General features: G+C 65.4%; 22 protein-coding genes. 11 read left to right on the top strand and 11 right to left on the bottom strand.

The window, feature by feature from the left end:
* Positions 1-194 precede the first annotated feature (194 nt).
* The 3 genes from FJW07_RS21465 (at position 195) to FJW07_RS21475 (ending at position 2305) form a co-directional block, all read left to right on the top strand.
* The gene (locus FJW07_RS21465; protein ID WP_008877709.1) at positions 195-380 is read left to right on the top strand and encodes a DUF1059 domain-containing protein; all 186 of its coding nucleotides are present in this window, start codon (positions 195-197) and stop codon (positions 378-380) included.
* 285 nt (positions 381-665) lie between these two features.
* Positions 666-1244, top strand: coding sequence for a hypothetical protein (locus tag FJW07_RS21470; RefSeq protein WP_140858696.1), 579 nt, complete (start codon positions 666-668; stop codon positions 1242-1244).
* 80 nt (positions 1245-1324) lie between these two features.
* A complete protein-coding gene (locus tag FJW07_RS21475) occupies positions 1325-2305 on the top strand; it encodes a S8/S53 family peptidase (RefSeq protein ID WP_140858697.1) in 981 nt (326 codons plus the stop codon).
* 23 nt (positions 2306-2328) lie between these two features.
* Here FJW07_RS21475 and FJW07_RS21480 read toward each other — a convergent pair whose 3' ends face one another.
* Genes FJW07_RS21480 through FJW07_RS21490 form a run of 3 tightly spaced genes read right to left on the bottom strand, consistent with a single transcriptional unit; the run spans position 2329 to position 4885 of the window.
* Positions 2329-3597, bottom strand: coding sequence for a CCA tRNA nucleotidyltransferase (locus FJW07_RS21480; protein ID WP_140858698.1), 1269 nt, complete (start codon positions 3595-3597; stop codon positions 2329-2331).
* Complete coding sequence (locus FJW07_RS21485; RefSeq protein ID WP_140858699.1) at positions 3594-4226, bottom strand: CoA pyrophosphatase; 633 nt, start codon at positions 4224-4226, stop codon at positions 3594-3596. Before FJW07_RS21485 ends, FJW07_RS21480 begins: the two co-directional genes overlap by 4 nt.
* The gene (locus FJW07_RS21490) at positions 4226-4885 is read right to left on the bottom strand and encodes a DUF1285 domain-containing protein (protein ID WP_140858750.1); all 660 of its coding nucleotides are present in this window, start codon (positions 4883-4885) and stop codon (positions 4226-4228) included. The genes FJW07_RS21485 and FJW07_RS21490 overlap by 1 nt, the downstream gene beginning before the upstream one ends.
* Positions 4886-5039: 154 nt before the next feature.
* On the opposite strand from FJW07_RS21490, the gene FJW07_RS21495 reads away from it, so the two are divergent.
* The 4 genes from FJW07_RS21495 to FJW07_RS21510 are packed head-to-tail and all read left to right on the top strand — an operon-like array spanning position 5040 to position 11871.
* A complete protein-coding gene (locus FJW07_RS21495) occupies positions 5040-6044 on the top strand; it encodes a MoxR family ATPase (protein WP_140645742.1) in 1005 nt (334 codons plus the stop codon).
* Complete coding sequence (locus tag FJW07_RS21500; protein WP_140858700.1) at positions 6044-6961, top strand: DUF58 domain-containing protein; 918 nt, start codon at positions 6044-6046, stop codon at positions 6959-6961. The genes FJW07_RS21495 and FJW07_RS21500 overlap by 1 nt, the downstream gene beginning before the upstream one ends.
* Positions 6958-9780 carry a DUF4159 domain-containing protein gene (locus FJW07_RS21505; protein ID WP_140858701.1) on the top strand — a complete coding sequence of 941 codons (2823 nt, stop codon included), beginning with the start codon at positions 6958-6960 and terminating at the stop codon, positions 9778-9780. The genes FJW07_RS21500 and FJW07_RS21505 overlap by 4 nt, the downstream gene beginning before the upstream one ends.
* A gap of 3 nt (positions 9781-9783) precedes the next feature.
* Positions 9784-11871: a hypothetical protein gene (locus FJW07_RS21510; protein WP_140858702.1), complete on the top strand. Its 2088-nt coding sequence runs from the start codon at positions 9784-9786 to the stop codon at positions 11869-11871.
* A 50-nt stretch (positions 11872-11921) separates the two neighbouring features.
* On the opposite strand, the gene clpS is transcribed toward FJW07_RS21510, so the two are convergent.
* The 4 genes from clpS to FJW07_RS21530 all read right to left on the bottom strand — a co-directional run bounded on the left by clpS (position 11922) and on the right by FJW07_RS21530 (position 13443).
* Positions 11922-12227: an ATP-dependent Clp protease adapter ClpS gene (clpS, locus tag FJW07_RS21515; RefSeq protein ID WP_140858703.1), complete on the bottom strand. Its 306-nt coding sequence runs from the start codon at positions 12225-12227 to the stop codon at positions 11922-11924.
* 128 nt (positions 12228-12355) lie between these two features.
* Positions 12356-12700 (bottom strand): hypothetical protein, encoded by a 345-nt coding sequence (locus tag FJW07_RS21520; protein ID WP_140645737.1) that lies wholly within the window; start codon positions 12698-12700, stop codon positions 12356-12358.
* Between the two features lie 151 nt (positions 12701-12851).
* A complete protein-coding gene (locus FJW07_RS21525; protein ID WP_140645736.1) occupies positions 12852-13103 on the bottom strand; it encodes a hypothetical protein in 252 nt (83 codons plus the stop codon).
* Between the two features lie 37 nt (positions 13104-13140).
* Positions 13141-13443, bottom strand: a complete 303-nt coding sequence (locus FJW07_RS21530) for a hypothetical protein (protein WP_140645735.1) — start codon at positions 13441-13443, stop codon at positions 13141-13143.
* 237 nt (positions 13444-13680) lie between these two features.
* Between FJW07_RS21530 and FJW07_RS21535 the strand changes: the two genes are divergently transcribed.
* From FJW07_RS21535 to FJW07_RS21545, 3 genes are all read left to right on the top strand, one after another.
* Positions 13681-14397, top strand: a complete 717-nt coding sequence (locus FJW07_RS21535) for a response regulator transcription factor (protein ID WP_140645734.1) — start codon at positions 13681-13683, stop codon at positions 14395-14397.
* On the top strand, positions 14394-15803 hold the full coding sequence (locus tag FJW07_RS21540) for an ATP-binding protein (protein ID WP_140858704.1): 1410 nt from the start codon (positions 14394-14396) through the stop codon (positions 15801-15803). The genes FJW07_RS21535 and FJW07_RS21540 overlap by 4 nt, the downstream gene beginning before the upstream one ends.
* A gap of 96 nt (positions 15804-15899) precedes the next feature.
* On the top strand, positions 15900-16274 hold the full coding sequence (locus tag FJW07_RS21545; RefSeq protein WP_140858705.1) for a YciI family protein: 375 nt from the start codon (positions 15900-15902) through the stop codon (positions 16272-16274).
* Between the two features lie 20 nt (positions 16275-16294).
* On the opposite strand, the gene FJW07_RS21550 is transcribed toward FJW07_RS21545, so the two are convergent.
* A complete protein-coding gene (locus tag FJW07_RS21550) occupies positions 16295-17773 on the bottom strand; it encodes an aspartate aminotransferase family protein (RefSeq protein ID WP_140858706.1) in 1479 nt (492 codons plus the stop codon).
* Between the two features lie 81 nt (positions 17774-17854).
* Positions 17855-18940 (bottom strand): pyridoxal-phosphate dependent enzyme, encoded by a 1086-nt coding sequence (locus FJW07_RS21555; RefSeq protein WP_140653316.1) that lies wholly within the window; start codon positions 18938-18940, stop codon positions 17855-17857.
* Positions 18941-19110: 170 nt separating this feature from the next.
* Between FJW07_RS21555 and FJW07_RS21560 the strand changes: the two genes are divergently transcribed.
* Positions 19111-21180, top strand: a complete 2070-nt coding sequence (locus FJW07_RS21560; RefSeq protein WP_246680837.1) for a transcriptional regulator — start codon at positions 19111-19113, stop codon at positions 21178-21180.
* A 117-nt stretch (positions 21181-21297) separates the two neighbouring features.
* On the opposite strand, the gene FJW07_RS21565 is transcribed toward FJW07_RS21560, so the two are convergent.
* Together FJW07_RS21565 and FJW07_RS21570 are read right to left on the bottom strand one after the other, a co-directional pair.
* Positions 21298-22335 carry an MBL fold metallo-hydrolase gene (locus tag FJW07_RS21565; RefSeq protein ID WP_140703965.1) on the bottom strand — a complete coding sequence of 346 codons (1038 nt, stop codon included), beginning with the start codon at positions 22333-22335 and terminating at the stop codon, positions 21298-21300.
* Between the two features lie 182 nt (positions 22336-22517).
* Entirely contained in the window at positions 22518-24551 is a 2034-nt protein-coding gene (locus FJW07_RS21570) for an autotransporter outer membrane beta-barrel domain-containing protein (RefSeq protein WP_140858707.1), read from the bottom strand.
* Positions 24552-24625: the final 74 nt, after the last annotated feature.

A 24625-nucleotide genomic window follows, 5' to 3' on the forward strand; every position in this document is an offset into this window, starting at 1 on the left:
ATAGTGCTCCGCCTTTCCTTCCATTCCGGGATTGGGGACTTTCGATGCAACCGAACCGTCCGACACGTGTTATGGTAGTCCGGCAGAGCAACCGGAAGAGGCGCGCCGCCGTTTCCCTCCCGGACTGCCAAGAAAAAAATCAGGGGCGGCCGGCCGGCCAAGGTCGAACCACCCGCGCTAGGAAAGGAAGAGTCATGAAGGAATTCCAATGCGGATCGCTGGTTCCCGGCTGTGACTGGCACACGCGCGCCGACGAGGAAGCGGAGGTCATGCGCCGCGCCGTCGAGCATATGCGCGAGACGCATGGCGAGACCGTTATTCGCGAGACCATGATCGAGGCGATCCGCTCGCGCATCCAGAAAGTTCGCGACGCCGCCTGATCGGGCCAGATCGCAGGCTTCCAAACGTCACCGGCCGACAGGCGCGATGGCGGTTCGTTGCTTCCGGCCCGCGTCCGCCCTCCTCGTCGGCGATCCTCCGATCGCCGGCGAAGGCATTGTTTATGCTTAATTCCAGCGAATTCTTATATTCGTAACAGCTTAGGTAACCTGGCGGTAACGGTCTGCGTGCGATTCTCCCGCGCATGATCCGGCCAGAGGCGGCTGCCCGAGAAGCCCTTCGCCATCAAGGCGCTGTCCGGAATGGTGGGGCGAGGTGCGTCGCGCATGCGCGAGCGATCCGACATCCGAGGCGGTCTCTGCACGGCGGTGCTCCTGTCGTGCGCCTTCCTCTTGGCGTCCGCTGCGACAGCGCAGGAATGGACCACCTCGCTCGTCGATATCCATCAGGGTTCTCCGCTCAGCGACCGCGCCAGGGGCCTCGGCAACGGCGGCTATGAGCTGCAGGGCGGAAGCTGGATCTCCTTCAGCCGTTGGTATCACGCGAGCTGGGTCGACATGCATGTCGATCTTCTTACCCAGATCACGCCCGATACCGGCTTTCTCTGGGGATTTGGCACTGGGGAACAAGGCGAGAAATACAGCATCGAGCCCAGCCTCAAGCTTGGTTTTCTCACTCAGGTCCATCCCAATCCGAACAGCACCCTGTCCCTGTCGGTCACCTCGGTCATCGGCGGCAACCTGACCGAAAAGCCCTGCGAGGCCGACTACGGCGAGTTCGGAACCTACAGCGTCAACTGCCGGCTGGCGGCGGGCGAGACGGCGCCCGAGGAAACGCTGAAGTATCTGGTCAGCGCGAAGCCGGAGAGCATGCATCTCTGGCTGAACTACCGTCTCACTTTCTGATCGGAGGGGCTGCGGATGAAATCATCTTGTCCCGAAACTCACGATCGTCCGTCCTGGTTCTGTCTGACTGGAGAATGAACATGTCGGTTAAGTCCTTGAAGTTCGGCCTCGCCGCTGCCCTCGCCATCCTTTCGGCGCCGATGGCATCGGCTCAGGAAGCTCTCAGCCCGGACGAAATGGCTGCACTCTGCCATGGCGGCGGGTCGATCTGCGTGAGCGCAACGATCCCGGCCGCGCGGACGACGCAAGCCGTACAGAGCTGGATGAGCCCCGACGTCGGCGCGGCATGGGCCGCCGGCTACAAGGGCAAGGGCGTCACCATCACCATGGTCGACGACTTCAGCAGCACCTCGCGCTTTTCCGGCAATTTCGGGATCGGCGTGCAGACCCAGCGGCACGGCGAATGGACGCGCGAGGAGGCAAGCATGATTGCTCCCGCGGCGACCATCCGCTCCAAGGATTTCTCGACGGGCACGGCCGTTTCGCTGGCACGCGGCCTCAACGTGCTTAACCTGAGCTACGGCATGTACACAACTGCGGGCTACAGCACGAACCAGATCTGGTGGGCTCCAGAGGAGTCCTCGATCATCTCCTACGCCACCAAGGGTTCGGCCATCGTCTCGAAGGCGGCCGGCAATGACTCGGTCGCTGTCGGCGGGGTCACCGGTGGCCAGCAGGACTATCTCGACCTTGCCCTGATCGGCAAACCGACGGCGATCTTCGTCGGCGCATTGTCGACGAACGGCACCACAGCCAACAAGGCCCAACTCGCCTGGTATTCCGACTATGCCGGCTCCAACACGGCTGTGCAGAGCCACTTCCTGGTGGTCGGCGTCGAGGGCGACAAGACCGGGCTCTACGGAACGTCCTTCGCCGCGCCGATCATCTCCGGCTATGCCGCGATCATCGGCAGCAAGTTCACCAAGGCGACGCCGGTGCAGATCACCAACGACCTGCTCAACACGGCCCGCACCGACACGCTGGCCAATTACGACCCCTCCGTCTACGGCAAAGGCGAGGCAAGCCTTTCTCGCGCGCTCGCCCCTGTTGCGATCCATTGACAGCCGCGAGCGGTTTCGACGTTTCAAGTCTCCAGCGCCTGCGCGGCGCGTTCCATCAGCGCGCCGCGTTCCAGGGTGAAGCCTGACTCCATCCATTCCTTCTCGAGGTTCTTCAGCGTGGCGCCGAGCTTGGGCCCCGGCGACGCGCCAAGCTCGGTCAGGTCGGCGCCTTTGATCGGGAACACCGGCTTTTCCCACTTGAGCGTGAAATTGAGCAGGCGTGAAAAACCGCCGGCTTCCATCATCGCCTGATTGTCCTCGACGGCACGCGTCCGAGCGGCGGCAAGCGCCAGTCGAATACGGTCGAGATAGCCGTCGCGATCGCCGTAATAGAGTTTCTTGGCCAGTTCGGTCTCGGTCGCCTTGGCATCCGGCGCAACGGTCAGCGCCCAATGCCGCAGGCGATCGGCATCCTCGTTCGAAAGTCGCAGCCTCTCGCCAAGCGTCTTCATACGCACGGCATCGGGCGGGACGATCGCCTCCAGCCTCAACACCGGATCGGCGATCCAGCCGAGATCCTCTCCAGCCTTGACCAGGCCATGGATGGCGTCGATGCCCCATTTCTCGCTTTCCGGCAGCACGGCGGTGAGCACGCCAGCCTGGCGCATCCACAAGAGCGCGCGCGAGGGATCCGGAGCCGACAAGAGCTTCTTCAGTTCGGACCAGACCCGTTCGGCCGAAAGCCGCGCAAGCCCATCCTTCAGCCTGGCGCAGGCCTTCAGCCCTTCCGCGTCCGGCCGTCCTTCGCCATACCAGGCAAAGAAGCGGAAAAAGCGCAGAATGCGCAGATAATCCTCGCGGATGCGCGCCTCCGCGTCGCCGATGAAACGCAGCCGCCGCGCTTCGATGTCGGCGATGCCGCCGACCAGGTCGACGACCGTGCCGTCCGCTTCGGCATAGAGGGCGTTGATGGTGAAGTCGCGCCGCTCGGCGTCGGCTTTCCAGTCACGTCCGAAAATCACTTTTGCCCGCCGCCCGTCGGTCTCGATATCGGCGCGCAGCGTCGTCACCTCATAGGGCTTGCCGCCCGCGACCACTGTGACCGTGCCATGATCGATGCCTGTCGGCACCGTCTTGAAGCCGACGGCCTTGGCGCGTCTGATCGTTTCCTCGGGCACCGTGGTCGTGGCGATGTCGACGTCGGCGACCCGTTGGCCGATCAGCGTGTTGCGCACCGCGCCGCCGGCGATACGCGCTTCCTCGCCGCCCTCCTTCAGCACCGCAAGCAGCTTCTGCAGATGCTTTTCGGCGAGCCAATCGGCCTTGCCCGAGAGAGACACCTCAGCGCTCACGCATAGAGCCTTTCATAGAGCGTGCGGACGATGCCGGCGGTGACGCCCCAGATGCGCTGGCCGCCATAGGGCATATCGTAGAAGAACCATTCGAGGTCGTTCCAGAAACGGCTGTCGCGCGCGTGGTTGGCGGGGTCCATCAGGAAACTCAGGGGCACCTCGAAGGCCGCATCGACCTCGTCGGCATTGAGCGTCAGCGAAAAACCCGGCCGCACGATGGCAAGCACCGGCACGATGCGGTAGCCGCTGCCGGAGACGTAGTCGGGCATGCGGCCGATGATCTCGATGAAATCCCGATCGAGGCCGATCTCCTCGAAGGTCTCGCGCAGCGCCGTGGCCTCGGGGCCGGGATCGGTCGGATCGATCGTGCCGCCTGGGAAAGCCACCTGGCCTGAATGGCTGCGCAGCTTCTCGGCGCGCTTGGTGAGCAGCACCATGGCGCCCTTGGCACGGTCGATCACCGGAATCAGCACCGCCGCGTCGCGCAGCGGCTTGACATGTTTGAGCCGGGGATGGCCGGGATTGAAGCGATGGTCGCCGAAATCGTCGCCAGGGACGATCGCCGCCTGCGCCGCGACGCGGGCACGAAAGTCAGCGATCGAAAACGGCGCCGGCGTCACCTGGTCCATCACGCGCTCAGCCGCTTCAGTTTCTCGGCCGGCATGAGCGGATAGACCTCGCCGCCCGAGCGGACGGCGAACATCGCCCTGCCGCCGATGTCGATCTCCTCGCCATGCTCGACCAGCTCATACATCACCGGCCGCGCCACCAGCGCCTCCAGCCGTCCGCGCACCAGCACATAGGGCTTCAGTCCGCCGGTTTCGTCTTCGTCGACGAAGCGCAGCGGATGGCCGGGGCCGGCGGCGACGACGTCGCCGACATTGGTGCGGAAGGTGATGACCTGGTCGTTCCCACTTCCGGACACGTTCATTTCGACAGCGATGAAGGGGGCGTCGACGACACGGATCCCGACCCGTTCGACCGGCGTCACAAGGTAGGTCTTTCCGTCGGCATCCTTGCGCAGCACGCTGGAAAAGAGCTGCACCAGCGGCATGCGGCCGATCGGCGTGCCGAGATAGAACCAGGTCCCGTCGGCCTTGATCTCCATGTCGAGGTCGTCGCAGAATTCCGGATTCCAGCGCTCGACCGGCGCCGGCCCCTTGCCGGCCCGCGCCGCGCGCGAGATCAGCGCCTCCAGGCCGCGCGCCTCGGTGGCGCCGGTCAGGCTCTGCTCGCCCGGGCTCCGTTCGCCCGGTGTTTGTTCACGATGTTCGCTGCGTTCGGCCATGGTCACGAAATAGTCACTGTTGTCCCGATTGTCAGCCTTGTCCGTCCAAGTCTGTGATTTAAGTTCGAATACAGGCGCCAGGCGAGGCCGAATCGCGGCATTCTGCAGCATTGAGAGTGCAGGCCGGTATTTCCAACCACAAGGATCGAACGGCATGAGCGTGATGATCAAGGAAAGCCCGATCAGCGAAAAAGCGATGATCGAGGAAGCCGAAAAGGCGCTGGCCGACATCTCCAGGGTCCGCGACGCGGTCGGCCGGGTGATCTTCGGCCAGGAGGCGGTCGTCGAGCGCACGCTGGTGGCGCTGCTGGCGGGCGGCCATGCTCTGCTGGTCGGCGTGCCCGGCCTCGCCAAGACCAAGCTGGTCGAAACGCTGGGCATCGTGCTCGGCCTCGATTCGCGCCGCGTCCAGTTCACGCCCGACCTGATGCCGTCGGACATCCTCGGTTCCGAGGTGATGGAGCAGGACGAGTTCGGCAAGCGCTCCTTCCGCTTCATTTCCGGACCGATCTTCACGCAATTGCTGATGGCCGACGAGATCAACCGCGCCTCGCCGCGCACGCAATCGGCGCTGCTGCAGGCGATGCAGGAATATCACGTCACCATCGCCGGCGCCCGCCACGACCTGCCCGCGCCCTTCCACGTGCTTGCGACGCAGAACCCGCTTGAACAGGAAGGCACCTACCCGCTGCCGGAAGCCCAGCTCGACCGCTTCCTGATGCAAGTCGACATCCTCTATCCGGAGATCGAGGCGGAGCGCCGCATCCTGCTCGAAACCACCGGCGTCGACGAAGCCAAGGCCGACAACGTGCTGCAGCCGGCCAGACTGAGGGAAATCCAGACGCTGATCCGTCGCATGCCGGTGCCGGAAAGCGTCGTCGAGGCGATCCTCAAGCTGGTGCGCTCGGCCCGGCCCGGCCAGGGCAATGCCGAGACGGACAAGCACGTCGCCTGGGGGCCAGGGCCCCGCGCCAGCCAGGCGCTGACCCTGTGCGCCCGCGCGCGCGCCCTATATGATGGCAGGTTGGCACCTTCGGTCGACGACGTCCGCGCCTTGGCCGAACCGGTGCTGCAGCATCGCATGGCGCTGACTTTCGCCGCCCGCGCCGAAGGCACCTCCGTGCGCGACGTGGTGGCGAAGCTGGCAAAAGGCATCTGATGGGTCGAATAGGCGAGGTCCAGGCACCGGTTGCGGCGCGCGATGCGCTCGCCCGTGGCCGGTTGCGGGCTTCATTGGTGCCCGACCTGCTGGTCGAGGCGCGCCGTATCGTCAACACGGTGATCGCCGGCTGGCACGGCCGCCGCAAGCGCGGCATCGGCGAGAATTTCTGGCAGTTCCGGCCCTATGTCGAAGGCGATTCCTCGCGCATCGACTGGCGCCGCTCCGCCAGGGACGACCACACCTATGTGCGCGATCGCGAATGGGAGGCCGCGCACACCGTCTGGCTCTGGGCCGACCCATCGCCTTCCATGCTCTACAAATCGGCCGGCGTCGGCGTTTCCAAGGAATCGCGCGCGCTGGTGCTGGCGCTCGCCTTGGCCGAGCTCTTGTCGCGCAGCGGCGAGCGCATCGCCTGGCCGGGCCTGACGGACCCGTTCACAGCCCGCAACGGCGCCGAGCGCATCGCCGCCCAGCTGAGCCACGCCGCCGCGCTTCCCGCCAAGCCCGATCTGTCGGCCATCCGCCGTTTCTGCGACATCGTGCTTGTCAGCGATTTCCTCGATCCGGTCGAGGAAACCATGGCCTGGCTCGACGTGCTGGCGCGCCACGGCGTGCGCGCGCATCTGATCGAGGTGGCCGATCCGGCCGAGGAAACCTTCCCCTATGCCGGCCGCACCGAATTCACCGATCCCGAGACCGGCGACAAGCTGACCGCCGGCCGCGCCGAGATGCTGGCCGAGGAATACCGCCTGCTTTACCGGGCCCGCCGCGAGGAATTGGCCGCCTGGTGCAAACGTCTCGGCTGGAGCTATACCGTCAACCACACCGACCGCCTCGCCTCCGAGGCGCTGGTGCGCATCCACATGGCGCTGACCGCCGACGGTAGCAATAATGTCGGAAAGGCGGTCGCATGAGCTGGCTGCCGCTTTCCTTCGGGGCGCCCATGGTGCTGTGGGGACTTCTGGCGCTGCCGGTGATCTGGTGGTTGCTGCGGCTCACCCCGCCCAAGCCGCAAACGGAAGTGTTCCCGCCATTGAAAATCCTCGCCCAGGTCCTGAGGCGCGAGGAAACCCCGCAGCAAAGCCCGTGGTGGTTGACGCTGCTTCGGCTGCTGATGGCGGCGCTCGTCGTGATGGCGTTGGCCGAGCCGGTCTTCAATCCGCGCGAAAAACTGCCGGCGGAAGGTGCGGCCCTGGCGCTTGTCATCGACAATGGCTGGGCAAGCGCCGCCGACTGGAACAAGCGCGTGGCCACCGCCGAACGGCTGATCGCCGATGCCGGCTCGAACGGCGTGCCGGTCGTCATCGCCTTCACCGCCGAGAAGCCCAATGCCGAGATCGGCCCCTTCGATGCCTCGGCCGCGCTCGACCATCTGCGCGCGGCAAAGCCGCGGCCAATCCCCACCGACAGGCCCGCCGTCTACGCCCGTGTCGCCGCCGCGTTGGAGCGCCTGCCCGGCGCCAGCGTTGCCGTGCTCGCGGATGGCCTTGCCGCCAAAGGCGACGAGGCCGCTTTCAAGACGCTGCTCGAAAAGAACGCGACACGGCTGGTTTGGGCCATTTCCGACCGGCCTTCGCTGACCGGCCTGATTGGCGCCGACAACCAGGTCGACGGCTTCGCGCTGACCGCCATCCGCGCGCCGGGCGATCCGGCCCCGGCGCAGGTCACCGCAGGCGCCTTCGACGACAAGGGCCGCCGCATCGCCGATGCGACGCTGACCTTCGCGCCTGGCGAGGCCGCGACCACGGCCACGATGGCGGTCCCGTTCGAACTGCGCAACGATTTCGCCTCGATCGCGCTCGACGGCGAGCGCCAGGCCGGCGCCGTGCGCGTGCTCGACGAGAGTTCGAAACGCCGGCGCGTCGGCCTTCTGTCGCAGGCCGAGGCCGACCAGGCGCAGCCGCTTCTGTCGCCGCTCTACTATATCCGCCGCGCCCTGCAGCCCTTTGCCGATCTGGTCGAGCCGTCGAGCGCCGATCTCGCCGACGCCATTCCGCAGCTTCTCGACCAGAAGCCGGCGATGATCATCATGGCCGATGTCGGCACCATCCCGGAACAGGTCAAGCAGCGGCTGGTCGACTGGGTCGACAAGGGCGGCACGCTGGTGCGCTTTGCCGGCCCGCGTCTTGCCGCGGCCGGCAACGACGACGACCTTTTGCCGGTCCGGCTGCGCAGCGGCGAGCGCGCGCTGGGCGGCGCGCTGTCGTGGACGACGCCGCAGGCGGTGACCGAATTCCCGAAGAACGGCCCTTTTGCCGATCTTTCACCGCCCTCCGAGGTGACGGTCAGCCGGCAGGTTCTGGCCGAGCCGACGCCCGACATCGTCGAGCGCACTTGGGCCACGCTTGCCGACGGCACGCCGCTGGTGACGGGCATGAAGAAGGACAAAGGCACGCTGGTGCTCTTTCATGTCACGCCCGAGGCGACCTGGTCGAACCTGCCGATCTCCGGCAGCTTCGTCGAGATGCTGCGGCGCGTCGTGCAATTGTCGCGCAACCAGGGCGCCGCGATCGCCAATGCGGAAGCCGCCGCGGCGTCGCTCGCGCCCTACCGTATGATCGGCGCCGACGGCACGCTGACGCCGCCCTCGCCGGATGCCCGGCCGCTGGTGCCCGGCGCCGGTCCGCTGCCGGTGACGCTGGAAAACCCGCCAGGCCTTTACGGCTCGGAGACCGGTGTGTTCGCGCATAATTTGCTCAACGCTTCGAGCACATTCGCGCCGCTGGCGCGCCCGCAGGTTTCGCTGCCGGTGACAACCGTCCCCTATGCCTTCGACGAATCGGAAAACCTCAAAGGGCCGCTCGTCGCCATCGCGCTCCTGTTGATGGTGCTCGACACCTTGGCGGTGTTCTGGATGGGCGGGCTGCTGGCGCGCCGGCCGCGCCGCGCTAGAGCTGTAGCAACCGCCGCGGCCGTTCTGGTCGTGCTCGGTGGGCTCTTCGGCCACGCCGACGTTGCCCGCGCCGACGATTCGAAACCAGGCGACGCCCAGGCGATCGACGACATTTCGAAAACCCGCATCGCCTATGTGATCACCGGCGAGCCCGGCGTCGATTCGATCAGCCGCGCCGGCCTCGAAGGCCTCACGCGCTTCCTCGTCGAGAAGACCGCGCTTGAGCCCGGTCCGCCGGCGGGCGTCGACATCGCCAAGGACGAGCTGTCCTTCTTTCCGCTGATCTATTGGCCGATCGACGCGTCGGCGCCTATGCCCAGCCAGGCGGCGATCGCCCGCATCGACGCCTATATGCAGCAGGGCGGTACGGTTCTGTTCGATACGCGCGACCAGTTCTCGAATGGCATCGGCGCCGGCTCGGCAAGCCCAGCGACCGAGCGGCTGCGCGACATCCTCGGCAATCTCAACGTGCCGCCGCTGGAGCCGGTGCCGTCGGACCACGTGCTGACCAAATCCTTCTTCATCCTTCCGGAGTTCCCCGGCCGCTTCAATGGCAGCCCGCTCTGGGTCGAGGCCTCGCTCGAGGCCAGCAACACCGAGAACCGCCCGGTGCGGACCGGCGACGGCGTCTCGCCGATCATGATCACCGCCAATGATTTCGCCGGCGCCTGGGCCATCGACGAGAACGGCGATCCGATGCTGCCGACCGTGCCGCCGGATCCGATGCAGCGCGTCTATGCGCTGCGTGCCGGCGTCAACATCATGATGTACATGCTGACCGGCAATTATAAATCCGATCAGGTGCATGTGCCCGTGCTGCTCGAACGGCTGGGGCAGTAGGTCATGAACTGGTCGATCTCCTTCGAACCGCTGGTTTCCTGGCCGCTGTTTGGCCTTCTCTTCGTGCCGTTGCTGCTGCTGGCGCTGGTCGGCCTGTGGTTCCGCCAACGCGGCTCGGCGCTGCGCTTCATCGCGTTGCTCGCGCTTGCCGCGGCATTGCTCAACCCGGTGTTCCTCGCCGAGGAACGCGAGGCGCTGAAGAGCGTCGTCGCTCTCATCGTCGATCGCAGCCAGAGCCAGGACATTGGCGACCGCGCCAAGCAGACCGACGAGGCGCTGGCCGGGTTGCAGCAGCGTCTTGCCCGCTTCAAGCAGTTCGATGTCCGTGTCGTCGAGGCCGGCAAGTCCGAAGCCGCTGACGAGCGCACCGAAACCAGGCTGTTCAGCGCGCTGGAGGGCACTTTCCGCGACGTGCCGCCGTCGCGCATCGGCGGCGCGATCATGATCACCGATGGCGAGGTGCATGATGCGCCGGCCGGCGCACCGGAGTTCAACGCGCCGCTGCATGCGCTGATCACCGGCAACGAGCACGAGAAGGACCGCCGCATCCGCTTCGAGAACGCGCCGCGCTTCGGCCTCGTGGGCAAGCCGCTCGACATGACCTACCGCGTCATTTCGACAGAAGGCGATGGCGCTCCGGTGGACGTGCGCGTCTCGGTCAATGGCGAGCAGGTCTCGGTCGAGCACGCGACCGTCGGCCAGCCGATGAAGCTCTCGGTCACCATACCCAATGCCGGCCGCAACATCGTCCAGCTCGGCATCGACCGGGAGCCCGGCGAACTGACCGACGCCAACAACCGGGCGATCGCTTTGGTCGACGGCATCCGCGAGAACCTGCGCGTGCTCTTGGTTTCCGGCGAGCCGCATGCCGGCGAGCGCACCTGGCGCAACCTTTTGAAGTCGGACGCATCGGTCGATCTCGTCCACTTCACCATTCTGCGCCCGCCGGAAAAGCAGGACGGCACGCCGATCAACGAGCTGTCGCTGATCGCCTTCCCGACGCGCGAGCTGTTCGTCGAGAAGATCAAGGATTTCGACCTGATCATCTTCGACCGCTACCAGCACCGCGACGTGCTGCCGATCCTGTATTACGATTACATCTCCGAATATGTCGAAAAGGGCGGCGCGCTGCTGATTGCCGCCGGCCCCGAATATGCCGGCGAAAACTCCATTGCCCGCACGCCGCTGAACGCCGCGCTGCCGGCCATGCCGACCGGCGAGGTGGTGGACAAGGCCTTCTATCCGCGCCTGACCGATCTCGGCCAGCGCCATCCGGTGACGCGCGGGCTCGACGGCTCGGCGAGCGAGCCGCCGCATTGGAGCCGCTGGTTCCGCACCATCGGCGTCAAGAATCCGGAAGGCGAAGTGGTGATGAAGGGCGCCGACAACCGGCCCCTGCTCCTGCTCGACCGCAAGGGCGAAGGCCGTGTCGGCATGCTGCTCTCCGACCAGGGCTGGTTGTGGGCGCGCGGCTTCGAGGGCGGTGGACCGCATGTCCAGCTTTATCGCCGCATCGCCCACTGGCTGATGAAGGAGCCGGAACTGGAAGAGGAGCGGCTGACCGCCGACGGCCGCGGCATGATGCTTGAAATCCGCCGCCAGACGATGAGCGACGACCCGGGTCCCGCCCAGGTCATCACGCCGTCCGGCAAGGCGGTGACGGTCAAGCTCGAGAAAGCCGAGCCCGGCATCTTCACCGGCAGCCTGCAGACCGGCGAGATCGGCCTCTACCAGATCGGCAATGGCGACCTTACCGCGCTTGCCCATGTCGGCCCGATCAACGCGCCGGAATTTTCCGACGTGATCTCGACCGAGGACAGGCTGAAGGCGCCTGCCGAGGCGACCGGCGGCAGCGTCCGGCGGCTGGCTCCGTCGTCGACGCTCGGCAATCTCGCCGGCGGCGTGACGCTGCCGTCGATCATCCCTGTCCGCTCTTCCGCGGCCGCTTCGGGCGACGACTGGATCGGCCTGCGCACCACCGACGACAGCACGCTCAAGGCCGTGTCGCGCGTGCCTCTGTTCGGCGGCTTCCTCGGCCTCGGCCTGCTGCTGCTCGCCATCGGCTCGATGTGGTATCGCGAAGGGCGGTGACACCACTTTCTTCCTTCTCCCCTTGCGGGAGAAGGGAAAACTCCTCCGCCCTACTCTTCGGGCTCGGTCGTGAACAGCAGCGGATAGCCCTTGGCCTTTCCGGCGTCGGTCGCCCGCGTCGCCTTGGTCTCGGCGATATCCTTGGTGAACACCGCGACGACGCAGACACCGCGCGTATGCGCGGTCATCATGACGCGGTGCGCCTGGTCCTCGCTGAGTTTGAACTCGCCCTTGAGCACTGTCACCACGAACTCGCGCGGCGTGAAATCGTCATTGACGAGGATGACCTTGTAGAGTTTGGGCCGCTCGGTCTTCGGCTGCGGCTTGACGCGGGGCTTGATGACGGTTTCTGGCATCGGATCCGGCGGCGAGGAACTGAGTTCTCGCTCTCATTTTGTCACGCTGAAAAACACCCGTCCAACCCTCCGCGTGGATAGCGACGGATTGGACGTTCGATATTATGTGGGGAAGCGCCGCCGATGGGTCAACGGTCCTGGCGTCCGACCGGACGGCGCAACGGGGTGCCCGATCTGCCTGAACCGACGTCGCCATCCATGCCCGAGCCGCGCTCCATGAAGGCAAAGAATATCCAGCCGGCCAGGCCGATCAGCGTTATGCCGGTCAGCACGAGCAGCATCCAGGACTGTGCCGGGGTGATGTAGTCGAAGCTCGAGGAGATCAGTGGAGCGAAAAGCTCGGGTTCGGTCCTGCCGCTGGCGGGATCCGGCACGGGGCTTGCGGTAAAGATGATCAACGATCGTGCCGCCCCGGTGGCGATCAGGCCGCCGAGCGTCAGCGAGCGCATCAGGGACGAAAACCGCTTCCTCATGCGGATTGTCCTACAGCACCGGCATTGCGATCGGGTTAAGGATCGGAAGCGGCGCGGCGAAATCTGCCGATGCCAGCCTTCGGTCGCCGGAAGACCGCTCCAGCCGGAATCGGCCGGAGCGGTCTTGAAGGATCAGGACTGAAAGCCTGGATTAAGACTTCTTCGCCGGAGCCTTCTTGGCCTTCTTGACCGGGCACTTGTGCGTCTTGGTCACCTTGCAGGCCTTCTTGGCAGCGACTTTCTTCATCGGCTTCGCAGCGGTGCTGTCGGCCGGAGCAGCCGTGGTGGTCGCGGTCGAGGCAGCCGGGGCGGCGGTCGTCGTGGCGGCGGCGTTACCGAGAGCCGGCATCGCGAAAGCGAGAGCAACACCGAGGCCGAGGGCGGAGAGGATGGACTTCTTCATGGCTTCATTTCCTTTTTCTTGCAGGTCTGGATGAGCGTCACTGAGCAGGATCGATCGGTGTCACTCCAAGCAGCTTCAAAGCGTTTGCGAGCATCCGGATTCCCTGCGCCTGTTTCTTGTTGGCGCAGAACCGGTTTCCCTTTCTTTGCAGTGCTTTCGCCGCGGTGACCTGCGTTGCCGCGGCATGGGTTTCGAGGGCTTCGTCAACCTGACGGCTCAGATTGGTGCAACGCTCGGTCCGGGTGAGCGGCGCGACCTTAGCGGTGGAGGCGCCGGCCGCTGCTGTGATGAGCGATATGCTGAGCAAAGCACCCGTCACGCTGATCCAGAACCTCTGCATTGGTCTTGTCCGTTACTCCGGAAACTTGCGTCGCAGCCGATGACCTGACCGCCACGGCACCGGTTATGCTCTTGAAATTTTTCACCAGTTTTTCCCGACTGTAGAATTTTGTTTCTGGATTGTTTCTGGGGAATCCGGCCGGCGCTACGATCGAGGCCACTGGCCAAGATGTGGCCCGAATTCTATCGTGTGAGAGACCGGCGAAGGATGCACGGCCAACAGAATCATAGGTTTCGAGTGAAATCGGACGCACACATACTGATCGTCGACGACGACAAGGGCATACGCGACCTGCTGCAGGAGTTCTTCCAGAAGCGCGGGCTGCACACGACGGTGGCTGCCGACGGCATCGAAATGGAAGCGGTCCTGCGCCGCACGCCGGTAGACCTGATCGTTCTCGACGTGATGCTGCCCGGCAAAAGCGGGCTTGAGCTTTGCCGCGAGATCCGCGCCAACTACACCACGCCGATCATCATGCTGACCGCGGTCACCGAAACGACCGACCGCGTTGTGGGCCTTGAAATGGGCGCCGACGACTACGTGCCAAAGCCCTTCGACCCGCGCGAGCTTTTGGCCCGCATCCGCGCCGTGCTGAGACGCAACGGCAGCGCCGAGCCGCGTCGCCCCACGGCCAAGCAGATTTACCGCTTTGCCGGCTGGACCATGGATTGCGCGAGGCGCCGACTGACGGCGCCCGACGACGTCCGGGTGGAACTGACGATGGCGGAGTTCAACCTGCTGCAGACCTTCGTCAAGAGCGCGCAGCGCGTGCTTACCCGCGAACAGCTGATCGAGCTCTCCGGCGGCGACACCGGCTACAGCTTCGACCGCAGCGTCGACATTCTGGTGAGCCGCCTGCGCCGCAAGATGGAAGACGATCCGAAGACGCCGAAACTGATCCTGACCGTGCGCAGCGGCGGCTATCAGTTCCTGCCCGAGACGACGTCCGAATGAGACGCTTCCTGCCGCAGACCCTGCCAGTCTGGGTGCTGCTCATCGTCATTGCCGGCCTCATGCTCAGCCAGGTGACGACGCTCTACATCGTCGCGCGCGACCGAGCCGCCGCCAACGGCGTCGTCGATCTCTACCGGCTGAACGACCGCGCCTATTCGCTGGTGCAGCTGATGCATGACGCCACGCCCGAAGAGCGCAAGGCGACCGCGTCCGGCCTGTTCAACTCGACCTATGCGCTGACGGTTTCGGACACGCCCGCCGTCACCTCTTCGATCGCCGGCGACGACCAGCTTGCCGAGTTGGAGGACATCCTGGTCGGCCGCCTGTCGAAGTTCGGCATCACCGATGCGCGCGTGCGACGCGATCCGGCCACCCAGGAGGCCGATGTCCCGGACGGCCGGGCGGAGAACAAGGATGTTGGCCAGGTCGAGCGCGACCTGCTGGTCCTGGCCGCGGATTTCGCGCAAAGCGACAAGCTGACCGCCTCGCTGCGCTTTTCCGACGGCCAGTGGCTGAATTTCACCGAGCCGATCACGCCGGCGGGACCGATTCTCAGCCTCGACAGCCTGCCGCTCTATTCGCTGATCGCCGGTTTGATCGTGGTCATGTCGATATGGTCGCTGCGCCGGCTGACCGCGCCATACCGGATGATGGAAACGGCGGTGACCCGCATTGGCAACGACCTGAAAAGCCCGCCGATCGCCGAAAGCGGCAGCCGCGAGATCCGCGCCGCCGCAAAGGCGATCAACGCCATGCAGATGCGCCTGCGCGATTATGTCGAAGACCGCGAGCACCTCGCGGCGGCGCTGGCGCATGATCTGCGCACGCCGCTGACCCGGATGCGCCTGCGCCTCGAACTGTTGCGCAGGTCGCCCACGCGCGAGGCGCTGGCGCACGACCTTGCCGACATCGAAAGCATTGCGAGCTCGGTCATCGACTTCGCCAAATTCGAGGTGACCGAGGAAAAGGCCGAGCGGATCGATTTCTGGTCGCTGGTGGAATCGGTCGCGGACTCCTTCGACGGCGCATCCTTCGACGAAGACGTGGTCCCGTCGCGCGGCCTGATCTGCATCGCGCGGCCGGTGGCGCTGCGGCGCTGCATCACCAATCTCATCCAGAACGCGGTGACCTACGGCAAGAAGGCGCATCTCGGCGTGCGGCGATCGGGCGACACGATCACGCTTTCGATCCGCGACGAAGGCCCAGGCATCCCGCAGGAGAAGTTGGGCGCGGTGTTCGGCTCCTTCGTGCGGCTGGAGGAATCGCGCAACCGCACCACCGGCGGCCTCGGCCTCGGCCTCACCATCGCCCGCAACATCGCCCGCGGCGCCGGCGGCGAGGTCGATCTTTCCAACTACCCCGGCGGCGGCCTGCTGACGGAGCTGCGGCTGCCGGTGGCAGCTTGAGTCAGGAGCGGCGTCGGTCCGCCGTCCGCGCCTCTGGATCAGTCGAACCATCCTTGTGATAGTGTGGTCGGCCTGATCACGAGGGAAGACACGCCCATGTTCTACGCCGTCCTCGCCTATCACGTGGAAGACACTGTGCAGTCCTGGACGCCCGACGAGGACGCGGCGCTGATGAAGGACCTGCTGGAGGTCAACGACAAGCTGACTCGCGACGGCAAGCTTGGGCCTGCGGCAAGGCTTGGCCCGACGGCGGGGGCGGTAACTTTGCGCGGCCCGGCCGACGCCATGGTGATCGATGGCCCGTTCGCCGAGACCAAGGAGCAGTTGCTGGGCCTCTATGTGCTTAACTGCGCGAGCCTTGACGAGGCGATCGCCGCCGCGCGCGATCTCAAGCGCGTCAACCCAAGCGCCGTCTACGAGATCCGACCGATCGCGCTTTATCTGCCCGGCGCGCCGCTGACGGTAAGCTGAGACGGGTTCCCGAGCGTGCCTCAGGCCGGTGTCGCGGCCTCGACTTCCCGTCCCAGCCGGAGCATCTCCGCCACCAGCAGGTCGAGATCGCTGCGGCGGGTGCGGTGATTGGCGATCGCCACCCTCAGGCAATGCCGGCCCTGCACCGTGGTATCGGATAAGGCCGCGGTGCCCTCCTCCTGGAGTCTCAGCATGATCTCGGTGTTGAACACCTTGAGCCGTTCCTCGGATGCCCCATCCAGGCGATGGCGGAAGCAGACGATGTTGATGGTGGTCGGCGCCATCAGCTCCAGCGCCGGCTCCGCCTCGATCAACCCGGTGAGGTAGCGGGCCTGGGCGATGTTCTGGTCGATCAGCCGGCCGAACTTTTCGACGCCATGCTCCTTCAGCGCCATCCAGATTTTGAGCGCCCGGAAGCCGCGCGATGTCTGCAAGCCGTAATCGTGCAGCCACTCTCCAGACGCGAGGCCGCGCGGCGTCGATTCCAGATATTCCGGCGTGACGGCAAATGTGTTGCGGTGCGCGGATGCGTCCCGCACCAGCGCGCAGCCGGCTTCGAACGGCGCGTGCAGCCATTTGTGCGGATCGAGCGCGATGGAATCCGCCCGCTCGATGCCTGCGACCAGCGATCGGCTCTCGGGCGCGACCGCGATCAGCGCGCCGATGCACCCGTCGACATGGAACCAGAGGTCCTCTTCGCCCGCCACGCTCGCCAGCGCCTGAAGGTCGTCGACGGCGCCGGTGTTGACGGTGCCGGCGGTGCCGATCACGCAGGCCGGCTTGAATCCCGCCGCGCGGTCCTCCGCGATTGCCGCCTTGAGCGCGGCGATATCGATGCGCAACCCGGCGTCGGTCGGGATCCGCCGCAACGCCCGGTTGCCGAGGCCCAGCAGCTCCATGGCCTTACGGTGGCAGGAATGCACCTGGTCCGAAGCGTAGTAGCGCAGCGGCCTGGGGATGGCGCCGACGCCACGTTCGCGCACGTCGACGCCTGCCTTGACGTTGCGCGCCACGGTCAGGCCGATGATGTTGGCCATCGAGCCGCCGCTGACCAGTGTGCCGCTGGCCGAGGTCGGGAAGCCGACCATCTCCTTCATCCAGTTGACGACCTGGCTGTCCATCAGTCCGGCGGCATGGTTGCCGCCGCCGAGATTGGAACCCTGGATCGCCGCCAGGAAGTCGCCGAGCGCGCCGGTGAAGTTGCTGGACCCCATGTACCAGGACCAGAAACGCGGATGGACGTTACCCATCGGGTAAGGCATCAAATTGCGGGCGACGTCGTCATAGACGTCGGCCGCCGGCGCCGGCGAGCGCGGCAAGGGTGCGCCGAAGAATGCCCGCACCTCGGCCGGCATCCCGCGCCAGACCGGCCGGTCGCGGACATCCTTGAGATAGGCGATGGCATCGTCGAGGATCCGGTGCGACAGCGCTCCCACCTCGGCCCAATCCGGTGGATCGAGCGTTTCTTCCGCGTTCGTCGCTTCCTGAAATGTATCCATCTCGCCTCTCCCGCCGGCGCGGGTCGACCCGCGCGTAAAAGAATGACGCCGCCATGCGGGGCGGCGTCGCGGTCGGCGTTGTCAGGCTTCGAATTGACAGCTCGGCGTCGAGCGCGACAGCGCCGTTTCCTCGGCGTCCATGTCGGCCTCGATGCCGTCGAAAAGCGGCGTCGACATGTAACGCTCGCCTGTGTCGGGCAGCATGCACAGGATCACCGACCCGGCCGGCGCGGTGCCCGCGATCTGCCGCGCCACCGCAAACGTGGCGCCTCCGGAGATGCCGGTGAAAATGCCTTCCTGCTGCGCTAGCGCCTTCGCCCATTTGATGCCTTCGGGACCGGAGATCGGCACCACCTCGTCATAGTAGCGCTGGTCGATCGCCTCCTGCAGCACATTGGGAATGAAGTCCGGCGTCCAGCCCTGGATCGGATGCGGTTCGAAGGCCGGATGGCTGGCGGCCGGCGCGCCGCCGGCACCGCGCTCTTGGCGCTTGCCGCTGCCGATCAGCTGCGCATTCGCCGGTTCGGTCAGCACGATCTTGACCTCCGGCCGCTCTCGGCGCAGCACGCGGCCGACGCCGGCAACCGTGCCACCGGTGCCGTAGCCGGTGACCAGATAGTCGAGGCGCGACCCGGCGAAATCATTGATGATCTCGCGCGCCGTCGTCGCCTCGTGGATGGCAGCATTGGCCTCGGTCTCGAACTGGCGCGCCAGGAACCAGCCATTGGCTTCGGCGAGCTCGACCGCCTTCTTGTACATGCCGAAACCCTTCTGGGCACGCGGCGTCAGCACCACCTTGGCGCCAAGCATGCGCATCAGCTTGCGGCGCTCGATGGAGAAGCTGTCGGCCATCGTCACCACCAGCGGATAGCCCTTCTGCGCGCAGACCATGGCAAGGCCGATGCCGGTGTTGCCGCTCGTCGCTTCGATCACGGTCTGGCCAGGCTTGAGCTTGCCGCTGCGCTCGCCTTCCTCGATGATGTTGAGCGCCAGCCGGTCCTTCACCGAGGCCGCCGGGTTGAAGAACTCGGCCTTCACATAGATCGTCGCGTGACCCGGACCGAGATTGTTGATGCGGATGACCGGCGTGTCGCCGACCGTATCGAGAATGCTGTCGAACAAACGGCCGCGCCCGGACGTGGTTCTGATTTTCAATTGATGCAACATGGCTTTCTCCTCGATGTCCTCACGTGCCGGTTACAAACCGGCAGCTTTGGCGGCGCGGTTTCGACACCTGGCCGCGATAGGTTGCTTGATCTGCCGCAAAAGCGGCAACGGCGGCGTTCCGGCACGGAATGGGGCTGCCGGCTGCCTCCTGTCATCTTTGGTGATAGACTATGGACCAACTGGCCAGCGTTGGAGAAAGCGTGGAAACATACGTGGAATCCACCCGATCGAGCCTGAACGGCCCCGTTGGCCTGTCCGTAAGGCTGCTCGGGCAACTGACGATTGCACGCGATGGAGTGCCCGTTACCTTGCCCTCGTCGCGCAAGCTGCGCGCTCTGCTTGCCTATCTGGCGCTGGCGCCCCACCCTGTCAGCCGCAGCCGCCTTTGCGAACTTTTCTGGGACGTGCCCAACGATCCGCGCGGCGAGCTGCGCTGGTGCCTGAGCAAGCTGCGCGCCGCGCTTGACGACCCGGATCGGCGCCGGGTCGAAACCCATGGCGATACGGTGACGCTTCGCCTCGACGGTGTCCACGTGGACGCGCTGGATGCCGCCGCGGCGGTGGCCGAAGGTGTCGAGACGCTCGATCTCATGCGGTTAGAGGCGCTTTCGCAACATTTCGCCGGCGACTTTCTCGACGGTCTTGAGCTCGATCGCAGCCCGCATTTTGGCAGTTGGCTGACGGCGCAGCGCCGCCGTTTCAGCGCGTGCCATGTCGCCGTCCTGGAGCACATCATCGGTCTTGTCCCGCCCGGAGCCGACGAGGCCGGCGCCTATATCGACAAATGGCTGGAGCTCGCACCCTTCGATGGCCGTGCGCATGTGGCGCTGCTGGAAAATCTGGCCCGGCGCGGACAGATCGGCGCCGGCGAGGACCATCTTGCCACGGCGGCGGAACTGTTCCACTCGGAAGAGCTGGATTTCACGCCATTGCGCGAGGCGTGGCAGGAGATAAAAGCCCGGAACGCCGGCTCAATGCCATGCGCCCGCTCCGGGCCGGCTTTCCCGGTCTCGGAGCCGCCCGTCGCCGCTATCGAATCCGAGCCTGTTGCGACACGCCGGGCGTCGCTTGCGGTGATGCCGTTTGCGGAGAGCGCCGGCGCTGGCGACTTCCGCGGCGGGCTCGCCGACGGCCTCACGCATGACATCATCACGCGGCTTGCCAAGCTTCGCGATTTCTTCGTCATCGCCCGCGGCTCGGTCTTCGCGCTCGCCGAGAAGAATATCGCGCCGGAAGATGCCGGACGCAGGCTGAATGTCGACTATGTCACGACGGGCTCGGTGCGCAGCCTGCCGGGCCGTATCGTCGTTTCCATTGAGCTCGTCGAGGTGCGCACGGCGAGAATCGTCTGGGCCGAGACCTTCGAGCACAATCCCGACGACATCTTCATCGTTATCGAGGATATCGGCAACAGCATCGTCTCCTCGATCGCCGCCGAGATCGCGACGGTGGAGCGCAACCGCGCATTGCTGAAAGCGCCAAACTCGCTCAATGCCTGGGAGGCCTATCATCGTGGCCTCTGGCACATGTATCGCTTCACCCGCCAGGAAAACGAGCTGGCGCAGCATTTCTTCGGCGAGGCGTTGAAGCTCGATCCCACTTTCGCGCGCGCCTATGCCGGCATGTCCTTCACCCATTGGCAGAATGCCTTCCAGCGCTGGGGCGAGCGCGATCGCGAGACCGCGCTTGCCTTCGAAAGCGCCGGCCGGAGCCTTTTGGTCGACGACCGCAACCCTTCCGCCCATTGGGCCATGGGGCGGGCGCTGTGGCTGCGCGGCGAGCAGGACGGTTCATTGCTCGAGCTGGCGAGCGCCGTCGACCTCAGTCCCAATTTCGCGCTCGGCCACTATGCGCTGTCCTTCGTCCATTCGCAGTCGGGCGACCCGCAATCGGCGATCGGTTCGTCCGATCATTCGCGTCATCTCAGCCCCTTCGATCCGCTGCTGTTCGGCATGATGGGCGCCCGCGCCATGGCGCATGCGCGGCTCGGCGAATACAACGAGGCCGCGGAATGGGCGCTGAAGGCAGCCGCGAGGCCAAACGCTCATGTCATCATCCTGGCGATCGCCGCCCATTGCCTGGCGCTGGCCGGCCGGCGGGACGAGGCGCGGAATCACGCCGCCATGATCCGCAACACCTTTCCGAATTATCGCGCCGACGACTTCATCGCGACATTCCGTTTCGACCGGGATGGCGAGGCTCTCTTTCGGAATGGCGCGAAGCTGATCGGGCTGAATTGAATCCAATCGGGCCTGATGCATGTCGCGCAAAAGTGTGCAGCGGTTTTGCGATAACGACATGCATGAAAACAAAGGCTTAAAAGCGCGTCGCCTGAATCCGCTTCAGCGCGAGGCGCTTTAATGCATCAGCGGCCCGCTGGCCTTGCGCCAGGCGTCGATGCCGCCCTGGATGTGGCGGGCACTGGCGATACCGACATCCTGCGCTGCCTGCACCGCCATCGCCGAGCGCTCGCCAAAGGCGCAATAGAACAGGATCTGCTTGCTGGTAGACTTCGCCAGTTCATGCAGCATGCCACCGGCGGCGATGTTTTCCTGCAGCCGCGCATAGGGCAGATGGATCGCGCCGGGAATAACGCCGTGCCGCTCGCGTTCTGTCTGCTCGCGCAGGTCGATCAGCGCCACGTCGGGCCGCCCGATCATCGCCAGCGCCTGCTCCGCGCTCACCGCCCAGCCGCGGCTGGCGATATCGTCCTGGTGCAGCCCGACCCGCATGTTGGCTGGCACGGCCACATCCATCATTTTCGGGTTGGACAGGTTGAGATTGTTCATGATGTTCACATACTCGTCGACCGACTTGACCTGCAGGCGCGGATTGAAGGCCTTTTCCTCGCCGATCGTCGACACGGTCTCACCCTTGTAGTCATGTGCCGGGAAGATCATCGTCTCGTCGGGCAGTTTGAGCAGGCGGCCGAAGATCGATTCATATTGCTGGCGCGGATCGCCGTTCTGGAAGTCGGTGCGGCCGGTGCCGCGGATAAGCAGCGTGTCGCCGGTGAAGACCCGGTCCGGCAGGATGAAGCTGTAGGAATCGTCGGTGTGGCCGGGTGTGTAGATGACGTCGAGCGCCAGTCCCTCGATGCCGAGCTTGTCGCCGTCGGCAAGCCGCATCGACACCACGTCGGCCTTGGTCTGCTCGCCCATCACGGTCACGCAATGCGTCTTGTCGCGCAGCGCGCCGAGGCCGGTGATGTGGTCGGCATGAAGATGCGTGTCGACCGCCTTGACCAGCCTCAGGTCCAGCTCATTGACCAGTTGTAGATAGCGCTCGACCTTCTCCAGCACGGGATCGATGATCAGCGCTTCGCCGCCGCGCCGGCTGGCAAGCAGATAGGAGTAGGTGCCCGAGACGGAATCGAAGAGCTGACGGAAGATCATCGTCGCATACCCCGCTGCATTTACACCGCCGGGCATCGCCCGCGCGGTCATAGCAATATTCTACTGCACGGACTTCTGGAATCGGAATGGATTTCGAAAAATATATATGCCGGTAGACGGCCTTCCCTGCGGCGGCGGGATGCCAGCCTTCAAATGCGGTCCGGGCTGGTCGATCAGCTCCCTCAAAAAGCCTTGCTGAGACGGGCCTGGCCGCGGACGGTGAAGGCATTGTCGGTCCCGTAACCCGCCTCGAAGCCGGCATTGAGCGTCATGCCGGCGCCCACCTCCGCCGCGACGTCCGCGCCGGCAAAGCCGCGCAACACAAATCTTTTGCCGCCGGCGGGAAAAGAGATGTCCTGGCCGAGCAATGTCGCCGAAACGTCATCGCTGCTTTGCGCGATCGCGTCGATCCCCGCTCGAAGCGTGGTTTGCCAGGTCTGGCTTGGCATGCTGACGGGCGCCAAAGCCAGCGCGAGCTGGCCACGCGCCTCGAAGACGTTGACGTTGCGCCGCGCGACCGCGAGATCGACGTCCGAACCGGTCTCGGCGTAATCGTCGAAGAACAGCCCGGCGTAACGCAGCCGCACGCTGGGTATCAGCGTACCGGACGAAACCGGCAGCCGCGTGCCGAGCGTAACCGACGGGCTGAGGAAGACGCCGTTGAAATCCGCCCGCGCCGTCTCGATGCCGTCGAGCAGCAGATTGTTCGCGACACGGCGGCGGCTGCGCTCCTGGAGCACGCCGGCGACGAATGCCGCTTCGGCAAAATTGACGCCTCCGTCATAGCCGAGATAGCCGCCCGCGAACACGCCGCGATGGACGATCTCCTGCGCGTCGTCGTCGACCTCGGTCGATCCGGCGGCGCCTCCGATGAACAAGCCACCGAGGAACCCGTCGCCCGAGCGCGTTTCGGCGCCGGCGACCATGCCGCCAAGCGCCTCGCTGAACCCTGCCGATGCGCCGGAACCGCCCTGGGAGCGTAGCCCGCCGAATGTCGAGATCCAGGCGTCTGGACCTTTATGCGGCGCAGGCAAATCGTCGCTTGGAGCGGACATGCGCGCCTCGGCAACACCGGCTATGCCGTCGACAAGGTCCTCGACCAACGGCCCGCTGCTGGCAAACCCGGTGATGTCCACCACCGCCACGCTGGCGCCGCTCGTCACGAACGGCCTGCCACCGGTCAGCACGGTTTGCGGCAGGCCGCTTCCTGAAAACCTCATGACGGCATTCAGTGCAGGGCCGAAGGTGACGGTGTTGCCGCCGCCGGAAAAGACGATCGGCCCCTGAATGGCCGTCCCGCCCAAAAGATTCAGCACCGCGTCGGGCGCGCCGAAATAGATCGCCACGCTCTGGTCGCTGAAGACGCGGCCGGAATTGGTGACGACAGAGTTGCTGCCCTGGGTGGCGATGGCAACACCGCCCAAACCTTCCACGATGACCGAACCCGAATTGACGATCATGGCGTTGCCGAACAGGGTGCCTATGCCTGTCGAGGCTGTCCCGAAGACATCGACCGTGCCGCTGTTGGCAATTGCGATGTCATTGCCGCTGGCGCCGATGCCGACGGAAGCCAGCCCCGACACAACGATCGACCCGGAATTTTGCAGTTGAAGACCGTTGCTCTGCCAGATGATCCCGGCGGCGGCGGTCCCATGGGCCTCGATCGAGCCGCTGTTGTCTATCTCCAGGTCCGGCCCATCGCCGATTATGCCTGCGGCGGCCGTGCCTGAAACGCCGATAAAGCCACGGTTGTCCACCCGCCCGCCCGGGGCGTCGCTGATGATGCCGTATGTGGCGACCCCAAGCGCTTCGATCGAGCCGTTGTTCACGATGTGCGCATTTCCGCCCTCCGACAAGATGCCGATGGAGGCATCGCCTATCGCCAGGATGGCTCCGTTGTTGAGGATGGTCGCGCTGCTGCCTTGCGAATGCACATTGGCGGCGGCGCCGCCCAAGGTTGCAATCAACCCGTCATTGGTGAGCCGCTGGTTCGAGTTGAGCATCCGCACGGCATCGATGCCGGCGCCGAATGTCTCGATCGCCCCGTTCGGCTGCACGATGCCGGTATCGCCGGCAGCGGCCATCGTCTGCTGGCTGGCGACGACGCCATTGCCGATGACAAAACCTTGGGAAAACGCCGCGCCGCTTGCGAGCGAGATCCCGGCGAACATCGACAGCGCTATCGCGCCTGGAACCCCTGTGCGCGACGTCGGCATCACCCCCTCGGCGCATGGGCATACAACAGATAGATTCTGCGCTGGAAGGAACCGGAAAACAAGCCGCGGGCAGC

This window comes from Mesorhizobium sp. B3-1-9 (assembly GCF_006439595.1).
Lineage (GTDB): Bacteria > Pseudomonadota > Alphaproteobacteria > Rhizobiales > Rhizobiaceae > Mesorhizobium.